Source organism: Bradyrhizobium sp. STM 3566, assembly GCF_045571445.1.
Lineage (GTDB): Bacteria > Pseudomonadota > Alphaproteobacteria > Rhizobiales > Xanthobacteraceae > Bradyrhizobium > Bradyrhizobium vignae.
Window position 1 is genome coordinate 7,685,207 of the sequence record NZ_CP120692.1, and the last position, 16,244, is coordinate 7,701,450.

12 protein-coding genes are annotated in these 16,244 nt (G+C 64.2%); 4 read left to right on the forward strand and 8 right to left on the reverse strand.

The window, feature by feature from the left end; genetic code table 11:
* Positions 1-70 precede the first annotated feature (70 nt).
* From P6U27_RS36495 to P6U27_RS36525, 7 genes are all read right to left on the reverse strand, one after another.
* Complete coding sequence (locus P6U27_RS36495; protein WP_122406173.1) at positions 71-2,047, reverse strand: acetyl-CoA carboxylase biotin carboxylase subunit; 1,977 nt, start codon at positions 2,045-2,047, stop codon at positions 71-73.
* A complete protein-coding gene (locus tag P6U27_RS36500) occupies positions 2,044-3,660 on the reverse strand; it encodes an acyl-CoA carboxylase subunit beta (protein WP_407193494.1) in 1,617 nt (538 codons plus the stop codon). Before P6U27_RS36500 ends, P6U27_RS36495 begins: the two co-directional genes overlap by 4 nt.
* A gap of 113 nt (positions 3,661-3,773) precedes the next feature.
* Entirely contained in the window at positions 3,774-4,640 is an 867-nt protein-coding gene (locus tag P6U27_RS36505) for a 3-keto-5-aminohexanoate cleavage protein (RefSeq protein WP_407193495.1), read from the reverse strand.
* A gap of 199 nt (positions 4,641-4,839) precedes the next feature.
* Complete coding sequence (locus P6U27_RS36510) at positions 4,840-5,640, reverse strand: helix-turn-helix domain-containing protein (RefSeq protein WP_407120581.1); 801 nt, start codon at positions 5,638-5,640, stop codon at positions 4,840-4,842.
* 208 nt (positions 5,641-5,848) lie between these two features.
* Positions 5,849-6,502: a glutathione S-transferase family protein gene (locus P6U27_RS36515; RefSeq protein WP_129142278.1), complete on the reverse strand. Its 654-nt coding sequence runs from the start codon at positions 6,500-6,502 to the stop codon at positions 5,849-5,851.
* On the reverse strand, positions 6,502-7,665 hold the full coding sequence (locus P6U27_RS36520; RefSeq protein WP_407193496.1) for an acyl-CoA dehydrogenase family protein: 1,164 nt from the start codon (positions 7,663-7,665) through the stop codon (positions 6,502-6,504). The genes P6U27_RS36515 and P6U27_RS36520 overlap by 1 nt, the downstream gene beginning before the upstream one ends.
* Positions 7,666-7,805: 140 nt before the next feature.
* The gene (locus P6U27_RS36525; protein WP_407193497.1) at positions 7,806-8,942 is read right to left on the reverse strand and encodes an acyl-CoA dehydrogenase family protein; all 1,137 of its coding nucleotides are present in this window, start codon (positions 8,940-8,942) and stop codon (positions 7,806-7,808) included.
* Between the two features lie 268 nt (positions 8,943-9,210).
* On the opposite strand from P6U27_RS36525, the gene P6U27_RS36530 reads away from it, so the two are divergent.
* Together P6U27_RS36530 and P6U27_RS36535 are read left to right on the forward strand one after the other, a co-directional pair.
* On the forward strand, positions 9,211-10,761 hold the full coding sequence (locus P6U27_RS36530; protein ID WP_407193498.1) for an acyl-CoA synthetase: 1,551 nt from the start codon (positions 9,211-9,213) through the stop codon (positions 10,759-10,761).
* Between the two features lie 72 nt (positions 10,762-10,833).
* Positions 10,834-12,057, forward strand: a complete 1,224-nt coding sequence (locus P6U27_RS36535; protein ID WP_407193499.1) for an ABC transporter substrate-binding protein — start codon at positions 10,834-10,836, stop codon at positions 12,055-12,057.
* A 182-nt stretch (positions 12,058-12,239) separates the two neighbouring features.
* Here P6U27_RS36535 and P6U27_RS36540 read toward each other — a convergent pair whose 3' ends face one another.
* Entirely contained in the window at positions 12,240-13,001 is a 762-nt protein-coding gene (locus P6U27_RS36540; RefSeq protein ID WP_407193500.1) for a transcriptional regulator, read from the reverse strand.
* Positions 13,002-13,188: 187 nt separating this feature from the next.
* Between P6U27_RS36540 and P6U27_RS36545 the strand changes: the two genes are divergently transcribed.
* Together P6U27_RS36545 and P6U27_RS36550 are read left to right on the forward strand one after the other, a co-directional pair.
* Positions 13,189-15,453, forward strand: coding sequence for a marine proteobacterial sortase target protein (locus P6U27_RS36545; protein ID WP_407193501.1), 2,265 nt, complete (start codon positions 13,189-13,191; stop codon positions 15,451-15,453).
* A gap of 130 nt (positions 15,454-15,583) precedes the next feature.
* Positions 15,584-16,153: a class GN sortase gene (locus P6U27_RS36550; RefSeq protein WP_407193502.1), complete on the forward strand. Its 570-nt coding sequence runs from the start codon at positions 15,584-15,586 to the stop codon at positions 16,151-16,153.
* The last annotated feature ends 91 nt before the right edge of the window (positions 16,154-16,244 follow it).

Consider the following 16,244-nt stretch of genomic DNA (forward strand, 5'->3'; position numbering starts at 1 on the left):
AGCAAATCCAGACCGTTACCGCGGAGGGATTCTGGATTGCTTCGCTACGCTCGCAATGACGAGCTTGGCATCAGCCCGCCTCGATCTCCACCACGATCCTGCCCGTGGTCACCTGCTCACCCTCGGTGACGTCGATCGCGGCGACGACGCCGTCGATGCCGGCCTTGTGGACGTGCTCCATCTTCATCGCTTCCAGCGTCAACACCGGCTGGCCCGCGGTGACGCGGTCGCCGGGCTTGACCAGCACGGCGACGACGCGGCCGTTCATGGCCGCGCGGACCTTGCCATCGCCGCCATTGGCTGCGGCCGCCTTCGGCGCGGCGAGGGTGAGATCGGTGATCGCCAGCGGGATGCCGCGGTGCTGGACGTAGAGGCGATCGCCATCGCGCAGAACTTTTGCGCTGTCCATCACGCCGTCGTGGCGGAAGCGGATGGAATCGGGATAGAGCTGATCGATCTCGAACCTGTCCTGACGTCCATCGACGACGACACTGTAGCTGCCATCGCGCTCGCGCGTGACTTCGAGCTCGTATCTCTCGCCGGCGATCTCGATTTTCGCCGGCAGCGGAAAGGTGGCCGCGAGACTCCGCCCGCCCTGCCACGACGGCGCGCGTGGGTTGGTGACGTAGAGCAGCAGGCCCGCCAGCGCCACGTCGAATGCCGCGTTCGCGCGCGCTGTCAGCAGCTCGTCGCGATGCGCACTGATGAAGGCCGTCGTCGCCTCGCCTTTGGCGAAGCCGGGATGACGCAGGCAGGACATCAGGAACGCCTGGTTGGTGGTCACGCCAAACGCGGTGAGCTGCTCCAGGCCGACGATCAGCCGCCCCCTCGCCTCCTCGCGCGTGGTGCCGTGGCTGATCACCTTGGCGATCATGGAATCGTAGAACGGTGGAATCTCCGAGCCCGATTGCAGCGCGTGCTCGACACGGATACCGTCGGGCACCTGCCAGCGCGCCATGCGGCCGGACTGCGGCATGAAATCTTGCGCGGCATCTTCCGAGCAGAGGCGGACCTCGATGGCATGGCCTTCGAAGCGGATGTCCTGCTGCTTCACGGGTAACGGCTCGCCGCGCGCGATGCGCAGCTGCAGTTCGACGAGATCGAGCCGGGTGATCGCCTCGGTCACGGGATGCTCGACCTGCAGGCGCGTATTCATCTCCATGAAATAGAACTCGCCGCGTGCATCGAGCAGAAACTCCAGCGTGCCGGCGCCCTCGTAGCGCAACGCCTTCACCGCGGCGACAGCGACCTCGCCCATCTTCGCGCGCAGCTCGGGCGTGACGGCGGGAGACGGCGCCTCCTCGATCAGCTTCTGGTGGCGACGCTGCACCGAGCAGTCGCGCTCGCCGAGATGGATCGCGTTGCCGTGGCTGTCGCCGAACACCTGGATCTCGATGTGCCGGGGATTCTGGATGGCGCGTTCGAGGATCACGGTGGGATCGCCGAACGCCGCCTTCGCCTCGGAACGCGCACTGCGCAGCGCATCGGGAAACGAGGCCGCATCGGTGACTAGCCGCATGCCGCGGCCGCCGCCACCCGCGACCGCCTTGATCATCACAGGGAAGCCGATCTTTCCGGCTTCCGCGAGCATGACTTCGTCGCCCTGCTCAGTGCCCTGATAGCCGGGGACGATAGGTACGCCGGCCTTCTTCATGATCTCCTTGGCGCCGGCCTTGTTGCCCATCGCCTCGATCGCCTGCGGCGAAGGGCCGATGAAGACGAGGCCGGCATCCTTGCAGGCGCGCGCGAACTCCTCGTTCTCGGCGAGGAAGCCGTAGCCGGGGTGAACGGCATCGGCGCCGCTCGCCTTCGCCGCGGCAATGATCGCGGGGATGTTGAGATAGGATTGCACCGGCAAGGCTTCACCGATGCGCACGGCCTGGTCGGCCTGGTGCACGTGGAGGGCATCGCGATCGGCATCCGAGTAGACCGCGACGACGCTCAAGCCCAAGCGCCGCGCACTGCGCATCACGCGCAATGCGATCTCGCCGCGATTGGCGACCAAAACCTTGAAGAACGGGCGGTGCAGCACTGATCCGTTCCTCATGGGCGGGCCACCGAGAATTGCATGCGCTGGGGCGTGCGTGCGTCGCCTTCGCGGCAGACCGCGAGCACCTCAGACAATACCGCGCGGGTATCGCGCGGATCGATCACACCGTCGTCGAGCACGCGCGCGCTGGTCGAGAACACGTCCATCTGGCCGTCGAACACGCCGATGATCTCGGCCTTCATGGCGTCGAGCCTGTCCTTTTCGATCGGCTTGCCGCGCCGGGCTGCGGCGGCTTCCGTCACGATCGCCATGGTTTCGGCGGCCTGCTCGCCGCCCATCACTGCGGTCTTGGCATTGGGCCAGGAAAAGCAGAAGCGCGGATGGAAGCCGCGGCCGCACATGCCGTAATTGCCGGCGCCGAACGAGGCGCCGCAATAGATGGTGACCTGCGGCACCGTCGCCGAGGTCACGGCCTGGATCATCTTCGAGCCGTGCTTGATCATGCCGGCTTCTTCATAAGATCTGCCCACCATGTAGCCGGTGGTGTTGTTGAGATAGAGCAGCGGCGTGCGGGTCTGGCAGCAGGCCTGGATGAAATGCGTCGCCTTGTTGGCACCGGCGGGATCGAGCGGCCCGTTGTTGGTGATGATGCCGATCGCCTGCCCCTCGATGCGGGCGTGGCCGCAGACCGTAGCCGGGCCATAATTCGGCGCCATCTCAGTGAAATCGGAATCGTCGACGATGCGGGCGATCACCTGCTTCATGTCGACCGGCCGCTTGTGGTCCATCGGCATGATGCCGAGCAGCTCGTCCTGATCGTAGCGCGGCGGCTTGAACTCTGGAGCCGCCCTGCCCGGCCGCTCCCATTCCATCGCCGCCATGATCTCGCGGGCAATGCGCAAGGCATCGCGGTCGTCCTCGGCGAGATAATCGCCGAGGCCGGAGATTTGCGTATGCATCTCGGCGCCGCCGAGCTCCTCCTCGGTCGCGATCTCGCCGGTCGCGGCTTTCAGCAGCGGTGGCCCGGCAAGGAAGGCGCGGGTACGGCCACGCACCATGACGATGTAATCGGATAGGCCGGTCTGATAGGCACCGCCCGCGGTGGAGGAGCCGTGCGTGACGGTGACGACCGGCAGCCCTGCCGCCGACAGCCGTGCCAGATTGCGAAAGATGTTGCCGCCGCGGACAAAATCCTCGACGCGGTAGCGCAGCAGATTGGCGCCGGCACTTTCGACGAGCTGGACATAAGGCAGCTTGTTCTCCAGCGCGAGCTCCTGCACCCGCAGTGTCTTGTCGAGGCCGTAAGGCTGCAGCGCGCCGGCGTCGATGCCGGAATCACTGGCGCTGACCATGCAGCGGATGCCCGAGACGAAGCCGATGCCGGCGATGACGCCGCCGCCGGGCACGCTCTTGTTGGGATCCGGCACGTCGAACATGTAGCCGGCGAGCGTCGACAGCTCGATGAAGGGCGCACCGGGATCGAGCACCAGCGCGACGCGCTCGCGCGGCAGCAACTGGCCGCGCTTGTGGAAGCGGTCCTTCGCTGCAGCCGATGCGGCCCGAGTGCGCTCTTCCAGCGCGCGCATGCGGTCGATCAGCGCAAGCATGCCGTCGCGGTTGGCGAGGTAGGCGGCGGCGCCGGGGGAAATGGTGTTTTCGAGAATGGACATGACTCTATCCTGCTCGTCATTGCGAGGAGCGAAGCGACGAAGCAATCCAGACTATTTCCACGGAGAGATTCTGTATTGCTTCGCTTCGCTCGCAATGACGGGTGAGGCGATACCTACCTGTTCGTCCCAAAGATCTTCCGCGCCTCGGCCGGGCTGGCGATATCGCGGCCGGCGCGCCGCGCACAGGCGGCGACCGCTTCGATGAGCTGACCGTTCGACGTCACCTTCTTGCCGTCGGCGAGATAGAAGGTGTCTTCCAGCCCGGTGCGCAAGTGACCGCCGAGCTCGGCGCAGCGCTGATGCAGCGGCCAGATCTCTTCGCGGCCGATGGCGGTGACCTGCCAATGCGCCTCGGGGCGTTTCAGCTTCAACAGGATCGGCAGCAGCTCGGGATCGGCAGGCATACCGGACGCCACACCCATCACGAAATTATATTCGAGCGGGCCCTTGTACATGCCGACCTGGGTGTACATGCCGACACAGCGGACAATACCAACGTCGAAACATTCGAACTCGGGGATGGTGCCGACCGCGTTCATGACGTCGAGATAGTCCTTCACCTTCTCGACCGCGTTGTCGAACATCATCGGCGGCCAGGCCCAGGTGTTGTCGGCCTTCACCTTCAGATAGTTCAGCGAACCGGCGTTGCAGGCGGCGATCTCCGGTTTTGTCTCACGGATACAGTCGAGCGCGCCGGAGTAGTTCGGCCCTGATACGCCCGAGGTGTGGTTGATGATGACGCCGGGACAGGCCTCGCGGATCGCCTGCTGAATCTCCTTGCTGACCGCGACCTCCCAGGACGGCAGATGTCCCTTGCCCGGCGCCTGCTGGCGCAGATGGATATGCATGATGGATGCGCCGGCATCGAAGGCAGCCTTGGCCTCGCGCGCCATCTGTTCGGGCGTCACGGGCACGTTGTGCTGCTTCGGATCGGTGAGCACGCCGTTCAGCGCGCAGGTGATGACGGCCTTGTCGCTCATGCCAAAAGTGTCTCGCACGTTGGGAATTCAACGGTTGCGATCATGTGACGCGCGACATGCGGCTTCTTGCGCGGAGAAGCTGGAAAAAACGAGGAATCGCAGGGCGGGCAAAGGCGCTCTTGCGCCGTGCCCACCACATTTCGGTGTTTGGAAAAGATGATGGGCATGCTTCCGCTTTGCCCATCCTACGAGAGCAGCGCTAGCTTGCCTCCGCCATCCGCACCGTCTCGGTGCTGCGGTAGATCGCGAGGTCGCGCGAGCCGACGAAGATCGCGCGCGGCTTCAGGCCGTAGAAGCGGCGGATCGAATGGCTGAAATGGGTGCTGTCGGGATAGCCGATGTCCTGCGCGAGATGGGCGAGGTTGAGGTCCTGGTTGGCGAAGTGCAGCAGATGCCGCGCACGCTTCCAGGCACGGAACGAGCGGAACGAGATGCCGGTCTCTTCCTTGAACAGATGCAGGAAGCGCGAGGCGGAGAGGCCTGCTTCGGCTGCGCAGGTATCCGCCGTCACCGGCTCGCCGGAGAAGCGCTCGATGCGGGCGACGGCGCGCATCACACGCGGATCGAGCACGCGGCGCGGCAACGCTTCGCCAAAGCACATCTCGTCGAATTCGGCGGTGGTGATGTCGCCGTAGCGGCGCCGGCGCAGCAACGCGTAGGCGGCAAGGATCTTGCGGGCATAGCCGGCCCGATCGGGTCCGGTCAGCCGTGCGGCCAAAGCCTCGATCACGCCATCCGGCATGCTTTCCGGCTCGAGGGTCACGCTGATCACGGTGCGGTAGTCGCTGGCAATGGAATGCCGCTGGTTCGGGAGGGTGACGAGCAGTTCGCCGGTGGCGAGGACGTCGTCGATCGTCAGGTGCAGATTGCCCTTGACCGCCACATAGACGTGGCAGCAGCCAGGCGTCCTCTTGCGGGGGCGGCCCAGCAGGCCGGCATAGAATACCCGCTCCGGCGTGATCAGCATCAGATGGTCGGATTCGCGACCTTTATCTTCCATTGGGGTCCTCCTCGCGCGGCTCTCTGGCCGCTGCGGACGGAGGTCACCTTAGCGGAAATTTGGGCGCTGTCACGATAGGATAGCGCTGTCATGGAAACAGCGCCGTCGTTCCGGGGCGGTCCATTGGACCGAACCCGGAACCTCGAGGATTCTCAGGCGCAACGGCGCACCGGAGTTCGATGCTTCGCATCACCCCGGAACGACAATCTCAACGCACGCGTGGTGCAACATTCTGCTCGTTTCCGGCCTTTTGCTCAGCAGCAACCGCGCGCCTGAAGCCGTCGCGCTGCTGCAGGCGTGCCCAATAGGCCGCGACATTTGGCCCAAAATCCTTGGCAAGACCGATGCTGTGGGCGAGGCGCAGCGCATAACCGATGACAATGTCAGCGGCAGTGAAGCGGCCCGCGCACAAGTTTTCGGCATTGGCCGTGGCGGCCTCGACCGCGCGCAGTCTGCCCAGGAACCATTTTGCGTAATCGGTGGCGACCTGCGGGTTGCGCCGCTCCTCCGGTTCGAGTTGGGTGTATCTGAGCACCAGCGTTTGCGGGAAGGTTAACGTGGCGTCGCTGAAATACATCCAGTTCAGGAACGTGCCATAGGCGGGATCTTCCGGTCCCACCATCAGCGGCGTCGGGCCGTATGTGATGCCGAGATAATGGCAGATGCCGGAGGATTCGGTCATCCGCGTCTCGCCGTCGATCAGGAAGGGGATGGTCCCGAGCGGATTGAGCGCAAGATAATCCTTGGCGAACACCCGCGGCGGGAACGGCAGCATCTTCAATTCATAGGGCAGCCCCATCTCCTCCAGCATCCAGAGCGGGCGGAACGAGCGCGCGGCGTCGCAGTGGTAGAGTGTGATCATCAAGCACTTCCTTTGCTGCCGGGCAGCGTGCCCATCATCTTGCACAGGACCATCAGCATGACCTCGTCGGCACCACCGCCGATCGAGGTCAGGCGGCTGTCGCGATAGGCGCGGCTGACCGGCGTCTCGTTGGTAAAGCCCATTCCGCCCCAATATTGCAAGCAGGCGTCGGTGAGCTCGCGGCCGAGCCGGCCAGCCTTCAGCTTGGCCATGGTCGCGAGCCGCGTCACGTCCTCGCCCGCGACCAGCTGCTCGCCCGCGCGATAGATCAGCGCGCGCAGCAGCTCGACCTCGGTCTGCATCTCCGCAAGCTTGAAATGGACGACCTGGTTGTCGAGGATCGACTTGCCGAAAGCCTGGCGATTGCGGGTGTACTCTATGGTCTGATCGATGATGTATTCGTGCGCCTTCAGACAGGCCGCGGCACCCCAGAGCCGCTCCTCCTGGAACTGGATCATCTGGTAGGTGAAGCCTTTGCCCTCCTCACCGATCCGGTTGCGCTTGGGCACGCGGACATTATCGAAGAAGATCTGCGCGGTGTCGGACGAGCGCATGCCCATCTTGTCGAGCTTTCGCGCGACAGTGACGCCCTTGCTCTTCATGGGGACGCAGATCAGAGACTTGTTGCGGTGAACCGGCCCGTCGCCGGTGTTGGCGAGCAGGCAGATCCAGTCGGCCTGCGTGCCGTTGGTGATCCACATCTTGCCGCCATTGATGACGTAATCGTCGCCGTCGGAACGCGCCTGAGTCTTGATCGAGGCGACGTCGGAGCCGGCGCCCGGCTCGGAAACGCCGATGCAGGCGACGAAATCGCCCGAGATCGACGGCGCCAGAAACTCGCGCCGCACCTCGTCCGAGCCGAACCGCGCCAGCGCGGGCGTCGCCATATCGGTCTGCACCCCGATCGCCATCGGTACGCCGCCGCAGGTGATGGCGCCGAGCTCCTCGGCCATCATCAGCGCGTAGGAGTAGTCGAGGCCGGAACCGCCGAACTCGACCGGCTTGTTCAGGCCGAGGAAGCCGAGGCTACCCATCTTCTTGAACAGCTCGTGCGCCGGGAAGATGTCGGCCTTCTCCCATTCGTCGACATGAGGATTGATCTCGTTCGCGATGAATTTTTGCAGGGAACGGCGGATGTCGTCGTGGTCGGCGGTGAATAGCATTCTTTCCCCTTTGTCATTCCGGGGCGCGCGAAGCGCGAACCCGGAATCCAGAGATTAGGTCCTACAAGATCGAGATTCGCAGGTGCGCAAGAGCGCACCATAGTTCGACGCTTCGCGTCGCCCCGGAATGACGGTGAGCGTCATAACCCCATCTGCCTTGACGCCAGATCCTTCATGATCTCCTCGGTGCCGCCGCCGATGGCGTTGACCTTGACCTCGCGGTAGATGCGCTCGGCCTTGATGCCGCGCATGAAGCCGGCGCCGCCGAAGATCTGCACGGCCTCGGAGGCGCAGAACGCCATGGTCTGCGTCGCCTGGTTCTTCATCATGCAGATTTCGGCGACCGGGCTTTCGCCCTGCTCGAGCCGCCAGGCCAGCATTTCCAGCATCGCTTGGGAAGCGGCGACCTTCTGCGCCATGTCGACGATCTTGTGCCTGATGACCTGGTGCTGCGCGAGCGGCTTGCCGAAGGTGTTGCGCTCCTTGGCATAGGCGATCGCCTCGTCGAGGCAGACACGCGCGAAGGCGGTGCAGCTCGCCGCCATGCCCATGCGCTCGCTGTTGAAATTCTGCATGATGATCTTGAAGCCGTGCCCCTCCTCGCCGATCAGGTTCTCGGCCGGTACGCGGCATTCGTCGAAATGCAAGGTCGCGGTGTCGGAGGCCCACCAGCCCATCTTCTTCAGCTTCGTCCGCGACAGGCCGGGCGTGTCGCCCTCGATCAGGAGCAGGCTGACGCCGCCGGCGCCCTCGCCGCCGGTGCGCACGGCAACAGTCAGGTAATCGGCGCGCATCCCGGAGGTGATGAACGTCTTCTCGCCGCTCACGACGTAGTGATCGCCGTCGCGGCGCGCCCGCGTCCGAAGGTTTGCAACGTCCGAGCCGCCGCCCGGCTCGGTGATCGCAAGCGCGGAGATCTTCTCGCCTGACAGCACCTGCGGCAGCACACGTGCCTTCACCTCGGGCCGCGCCGCGCGCGCGATCGGCGGCGATCCAATCGTATGACTCATCAAGCTGGCGCTGATACCGCCGGCGCCGGCTTGCGCCAGCTCTTGGCTGGCCACGATCTTCATGAACTGGTCGGCGGCGATCCCGCCATATTCCTCGGGAAATCCGAGCCCCAACAGACCGATCTCGGCCGCTTTGTGGTAGAGCGCGCGCGGGAATTCGCCGGCCTCGTCCCACTCGTGGGCGAAGGGCGTGATCTCCTTCTCGACGAAGCGGCGCATGACGTCGCGGAAGGCGTCATGCTCGGCGGTATAGAACGGACTCTTCATCGCACAGGTGCCTAGTGGAGGGAATCGTCCCGACAACCATGGCCGGAACCTTGGCAGCTCACTTGCGCGGAGTGGCTGACTGGAGCCGGCGCTCCGGGCAAGGCAGCAACCTAGCCACTCAACGCAAGACGATTTTCGCCGCTCGCAGGCCAACTCTGGCGCAAAAAAGTTGCTGCACAGACTCCGGCTGGCCCCCAGGGCCACGCCGGGCATGGTGCATGGGCAACAAAGAAAAGAGGGCGCACAAGACCGCCCGAGGGAGGAATTCTTGGCCATTCGTTACTACGACTGGATCGCCCATCATGGACGCCGCGCGCCGAACAAGGTCGCGCTCATCGATCTCGCGAGCGAGCGACGCTTCACCTATTCGCAGCTGGATGCCCGTGTCTCGCGCCTCGCCTCGTTCCTGCGCCACACGCTCAACGTCTCGCGCGGCGATCGCGTCGCAGTGCTGGCGTTAAACACGACCGATACGCTGGAGGTGCAGTTCGCTTGTGGCCGGTTGGGTGCCATCTTCGTGCCGCTGAACACCCGCCTCACCGTTCCCGAGCTTCAGTTCATCACCGGCGATTGCGCGCCGAAGGTGATGATCCACGATATTGATCTGGCCGAGACCGCGCAGAGCGTGGCGAAGCTTTGCGGGGTTACGACGAACCTGCTGCTTGGTCCGGGCGGCACCTATGAGGCCGGCATCGCAGCCGCAAAGCCGCTGGGCCGCGCCGAGGAGGTCACGCTCGATGATATCTCGACCATCATGTACACCTCGGGCACGACCGGACATCCGAAGGGCGCGACCATCACCCATGGCATGACGTTCTGGAATTGCGTCAATCTCGGCGGCCCCGCCTGCATCGGTCCGTCCTCGGTGCTGCTCACCGTGCTGCCGTTGTTCCACACCGGCGGCCTGAATTGCTACACCAATCCGGTGCTGCACGCAGGCGGGACCGTGATGATCATGCGCGCATTCGATCCCGGCACGGCGCTCGGCCTGATCAACGATCCCGCGCAGGGCATCAACGTGTTCTTCGGCGTGCCCGCGATCTATCAGTTCATGGCGCAGCATCCGGCCTTCGCGACCACCGATCTCAGCCGGCTGATCGTCGGCGGTGTCGGCGGCGCACCGATGCCGGTGCCGTTGTTGAAAGTCTGGGAGGCACGCGGCGTCGCGCTGCAGCAGGGCTATGGCATGACCGAGACCTCGCCGGCCGTGCTGGTGCTCGACCGAGAGGATGCGGCGCGCAAGGCCGGCTCCGCCGGCAAGCCGGTACTGCACACCGAGGTGCGCGTCGTCTGCCCCGATGGCAGAGACGCCGATGTCGGCGAGCTTGGCGAGCTCTGGGTTCGGGGGCCGAACATCACGCCGGGCTACTGGAACAGGCCGGAGGCGAACAAGACATCCTTCACCGATGGCTGGCTGCATACGGGCGATGCCACGCGCGTCGACGATGAGGGTTTTTACTACATCGTCGACCGCTGGAAGGACATGTACATCTCGGGCGGCGAGAACGTCTATCCGGCTGAGGTCGAGAACGTCCTGCACCAGCTCACCGCGATCGCGGAAGCCGCCGTGATCGGCATTCCCGACGTGCAATGGGGCGAGGTGGGCCTTGCGATCGTCGCGCTCAAGCCCGGCCAGAAGCTGACCGAGGCCGACGTCTTTGCGCATTGTGCGGCCAATCTGGCGCGCTTCAAATGCCCGCGCCAGATCCGCTTCGTCGATGCGCTGCCGCGCAACGCCACCGGCAAGATCCACAAGCCGACCTTGCGCAAGCAGTTCTCGGTGACTTCCGAAGTCGACAAGAAAGTCGCCAACGCCTGAAAGAAGCGCCCCTCACGAGCGCTTTTCTTTTTTGAAGTGCCTGCCCCACCCCACAAAAGCGAAGGTATTTCCATGAAGAACAAGAAAATCGCCTTACTCGCCGCGGCGACGGCTCTGACCTTGCTCTCGGTTCAGAGCGCCTCTGCGCAGAAGAAGTACGACACCGGTGCCAGCGACACCGAGATCAAGATCGGCAATGTCGAGGCCTATTCGGGCCCTGCTTCCGCCTACGGCGTCATCGGCAAGACCGAGGAAGCTTATTTCAAGATGATCAACGACCAGGGCGGCATCAACGGCCGCAAGATCAACTGGATCTCCTACGATGACGGCTATTCGCCGCCCAAGACCGTGGAGCAGGTCCGCAAGCTGATCGAGAGTGACGAGGTGTTCCTGGTGTTCAACGCGCTGGGCACGCCGACCCAGACCGCCGTGCAGAAATATCAGAATGCCAAGAAGGTGCCGCAGCTCTTCCTCGCCACGGGCGCCAGCAAATGGAATGACCCGAAGAACTTTCCCTGGACCATGGGCTTCCAGCCGAGCTATCGCGTCGAGGCGCGGATCTTCGCGAAATATATCCTGCAGGCGAAGCCGGATGCCAAGGTCGCCATCTTCTATGCCAACGACGATTTCGGCAAGGACTACGTCGCCGGCATCAAGGAGATCTTTGGCGAGAAGGCATCTTCGCTGATCGTGGCGGAGGAGAGCTATGAGACCACCGAGCCCTCGATCGATTCCCACATCGTCAAGCTGAAGGGCACCGGCGCCAACGTGTTCGTCAACATCTCGACGCCGAAATTCGCGGCACAGGCGATCAAGAAGATCGCCGAGCTCGAATGGAAGCCGATGCACGTGATGACCGACGTGTCGATCTCGATCGGCGCGGTGATGAAACCCGCGGGGCTCGACGCGTCGGAAGGCGTGCTGTCGGCGACCTATCTGAAGGACGCATCAGACCCGCAATGGAAGGATGATGAAGGCATGAAGAAATTCCTCGCCTTCATCGACAAGTACATGCCGGGCGCCAACGTCTCCGACACCAATCTCGTCTACGGCTATGCCGCTGCTCAGACCCTGGTGCAGACCTTGAAGCAGTGCGGGGACAATCTGACGCGGGAGAACGTGATGAAGCAGGCCGCGAGCCTGAAGGACTTTGCGCCCGATACGCTCATCCCGGGCATCAAGATCAATACCAGCGCCAACGACTTCGCGCCGATCGAGCAGCTCAAGATGATCCGGTTCAAGGCTGGTCAATGGGAGCTATTCGGCGACATCATCAGCGCCGAAATCGGAGGCTAAAGCATGATCCGGAAAAGTGCGAAGCGGTTTTCCGGAAAGATCATGCGTAAACAACAAGCTCAAGCGCGATGACGATTCATCCAAATCTCATCGCGCTTTAGTCCGGACCGGTTGAATACGCCCCCGGCAGATAGCGGCCGAAAAGGCCGCTATCTTTTCAAGGGAACGAGGTCGAGGCGAGGTTATGCCGGCAGGAACAGCGCGAACGGCTCATCCACCGTGCGGCGCAGGTGCTTTCGGTACAGCTCATAGTTGGCATCGCCGGACGCGACCCGCCCGAGGGACGGCTTCGCAACGTTCCTGATCGGTACATAGGCGATGGGTGCAGCGATCGGCGTCAACTGCGAGCCGGGGCCGGCGCGGAGCGTCGAGATGATGCCGTACATCTCGCCGGAAACCGTCGGGCGCGACACCGTGATCACGCGATGCTGGCCGTGCTTGATGATGACGAGGTAGATGAAGCCGGACTGATGGGGCACGGCGACCTCGCCGGTGTGCTCATAGGGGGCATCGGTCCGATCGCCCTCGCGGAAGACCAGCGACGAGACCTTCGGCTCCCAGACGATCTCGGTGCGATAGGCGAAGATCGCATCCTTGTCGCCGAATGAGGGCCGCAGGGTGACGTAGACGTCCTCGAGCCAGGTGACGGCGCGATGCGCATAGGAGCCGAGGCTGTCGGGCGCGACATCGTTTTCGGCGGGAGGCGTCACGACGACGGCGTTCTTGCGCAAGGACACGCCCAGCGCTTGCTCCAGACGGACCGTCGTTGCCAGCGTGAACGGCCGGCGGCCGCCTAAAACTTTCTCCAGCGTCGACAGACTAAGCTTGGCCTGCTCCGCCAGCGCCTGCCGGGAGATCCGGCGTCTGGCCAGCTCCTCGCGAATGGTTTCCGCGATCTCGCGGCTCTGCTCGTCTGAAAGCTGCTTGTCGGCCTGCGTCTGCATCGTCAACCCTGCCCTGAGAGTCCCATCCTAGCAGGGCGGACAAACCAGCACAAAACCGCACATGGCCGCCCCGGCGGAAGCAAGTCCGGGCCGGCCGCGGCGGAACATTGCCGATCATTCTGCTCGCGAAAAGGTGCCCTGCCGGCGGATGTTGAGAACCAGAAAACACGCTTCGGGAGCAAGCCAAATGGACACCTACGACACGGCGGAGAGCGACGAACACCCCCTGTTGAGCCGGCTCATCAAGGTCGGACTGTTCCTTCTCGCACAGAGCATCGCAGTGATGCTGGTCGCCGTCCTGGCGCTGCTGGTGAGCTTCGGGACGAGCTGGTCGGCAACGACCGAACAGGCCGGCCTGCTCCAGCCCGGCGACGCGAGATCCGGCAGCCTGCTGTTGAAGGAAGACGGCGCCTATGCCGAGGCGATCCGCCTTGGCACGGACATCGATATCACGGTATCGGGCCCGACGCTGCGCGCGCGCGTCACCCAGGTGTTTCGCAACCCGACCAAGGATTGGGTCGAAGCCACCTACGTCTATCCGCTCGCGACCGATGGCGCCGTCGACACGCTGAAGATGGTGGTCGGCGACCGCGTCATCGTCGGCGACATCAAGGAGCGGCAGCAGGCGCGCGTGATCTACGAGGAGGCGCGCCGCGCCGGCCGGAAGGCCGCGCTGACCGAGCAGGAGCGGCCCAACATCTTCACCAACTCGGTCGCCAATATCGGCCCCGGCGAGACCGTGCTGGTGCAGATCGAATATCAGGAGCCGGTGCATCAATCCGGCAATGAGTATTCGCTGCGCCTGCCGCTGTTGGTCGCTCCGCGCTACAATCCGGCGCCGATCGTGCAGAGCGTCGACTTCCGCAAGGACGGCTCGGGCTGGGGCGCGACGACATCGGATCCCGTGCCGGATCGCGACCGCATCTCGCCGCCGGTGCTGGATCCTGCCAGGAACGCGCCGGTCAACCCGACCAGCATCACGGTGCGCCTGAACGCCGGCTTTGCGCTCGGCGAGGTCAAGAGCCACCATCATAACGTTAAGATCGAGAGCCCGGACAACACGACGCGCATCGTCACGCTTGCTGATGGCGCTGTCCCTGCCGACGGCGATTTCGAGCTGACCTGGAAGCCGACCCCGGAGAAGGCACCGTCGGTCGGCCTGTTCCGCGAGCATGTCGGCGATGCCGACTACGTGCTCGCCTTCGTCACCCCGCCGAGCGCCGAGCAGGCGACGCAGAAGCCGCTACCGCGCGAGGTCGTGTTCGTGATCGACAATTCCGGTTCGATGGGTGGCACCTCGATCGTCCAGGCGAAGGCGAGCCTGCTCTATGCGCTCGGCCGCCTGCAGCCGAATGATCGGTTCAACGTGATCCGCTTCGACGACACCATGGACGTGCTGTTTCCGGCCTCCGTGCCGGCGGATGCCAGCCATGTCGGCGAGGCGACCTCGTTCGTCGGCGCGTTGCAGGCGCGCGGCGGCACCGAGATGGTGCCGGCGATGCGCGCGGCGCTGACCGACGAGCTCGGCGATACCAATATGGTTCGTCAGGTCGTGTTCCTGACCGACGGCGCGATCGGCAACGAACAGCAATTGTTCGATGCGATCACGACGATGCGCGGCCGCTCGCGCGTGTTCATGGTCGGCATCGGGTCGGCGCCCAACACCTATCTGATGACCCGTGCCGCCGAGCTCGGCCGCGGTGCCTTCACCCATATCGGCTCCGTCGAGCAGGTGGAGGAGCGCATGCGCGGCCTTTTCGCCAAGCTGGAAAATCCGGCGGTGACCGGTCTCAGCGCAAAATTCTCCGACACCAAAGCCGACGTCACCCCGGCGATCATTCCGGACGTCTATCGCGACGAGCCCTTGGTGCTGGCGGCCGGGCTCGACAAGCTCGCGGGCTCGCTCGAGATCAAGGGCCGCGTCGGCGACCGTCCGTGGTCGGTGACGCTGCCGCTGCAAAACGGCGCCGAGGGCAAGGGCCTGTCAAAGCTCTGGGCCAAGCGCAAGATCAGCGATGCCGAAGTGGCGCGCACCTTGCGCGGGATGACGCCAGAGCAAGCCGACAAGGCGATCCTGGCGCTGGCGCTCGATCATCAGATCGTCACGCGACTGACCAGCCTCGTCGCGGTCGACAAGACACCGAGCCGTCCTGAGGGCGAACCGCTCAAGCTCAGCGACCTGCCGATCAATCTTCCGGCCGGCTGGGACTTCGAGAAAGTGTTCGGCGAACGGCCGCATCCGACGCCGACGCAGCTGCGCGAACGTCATGCCGATGCGCGCGATCAGCCGGCGGCACGACGGCCGACACCCGCCGCACCCGATGCGATCCGCCTGCCCAAGACTGCAACCTCGGCCGAGCTGAAGATGATCGCAGGCCTGATCCTGATCGTGCTCGCCCTGACCCTGTTCGTGTTCAAACGGCGCCGGTCCTTGCTCACCGACGCCGCTTGAGAGAGGAGCATCCCCGAACTCCTCTGTTAGCGCGCGCGGCTGCCCGTCCCGTAAAACGGCCGCGCGCGCCTTTTTTTGATCGTCATTGCGAGGAGCGAAGCGACGAAGCAATGACGGGAGACGAACCACAATGCCCCGCCTCATCTCTCCCCTGCTATTGGCGCTGATCGGCCTCATCCTGTTCGGCGACGGCGCCTATATCCATGCCAAGGCGTGGTTGGCGCAGGTGTTGCTGGAGCGGGCATTCGACAGGAGCATTGCGACGGGCCAGGCGGTGAAGCCATGGTCGTGGGCCGACACCTGGCCGGTGGCGCGGATCGAGGTCAAGCGGATCGGCGCCAGCGCCATCGTGCTGGAAGGTGCGAGCGGACAGGCGCTTGCTTTCGGGCCCGGCCATGTCCAGCACACGGCTGATGCTGGCGAACGCGGAACTGCTGTCTATGCCGCGCATCGCGACACTCATTTCCGCTTCCTGCGGAATGTTGCCATGGGTGACGTCATCGATGTCACGCGCAGCGACGGTCGACATTTTCGCTATCGCGCGGATTCGTCGGCCGTGGTCCGCTTCGATGCATCCGGTATCGACGCCGCGGCACAAGGTTTCGGGCTTGTCCTCGCGACCTGCTGGCCGTTCGACGCCGTGACCTCTGGTCCCGAACGCTACGTCCTGCATGCGACATTGATTGGAGCCGACAGATAGATCGCCGATCGGACTGACACACACCGATGCGCACTTCATTCCACCACACGGCATACCAGCCACACGGTTGCCACTCCGAAGGACTCGCCAT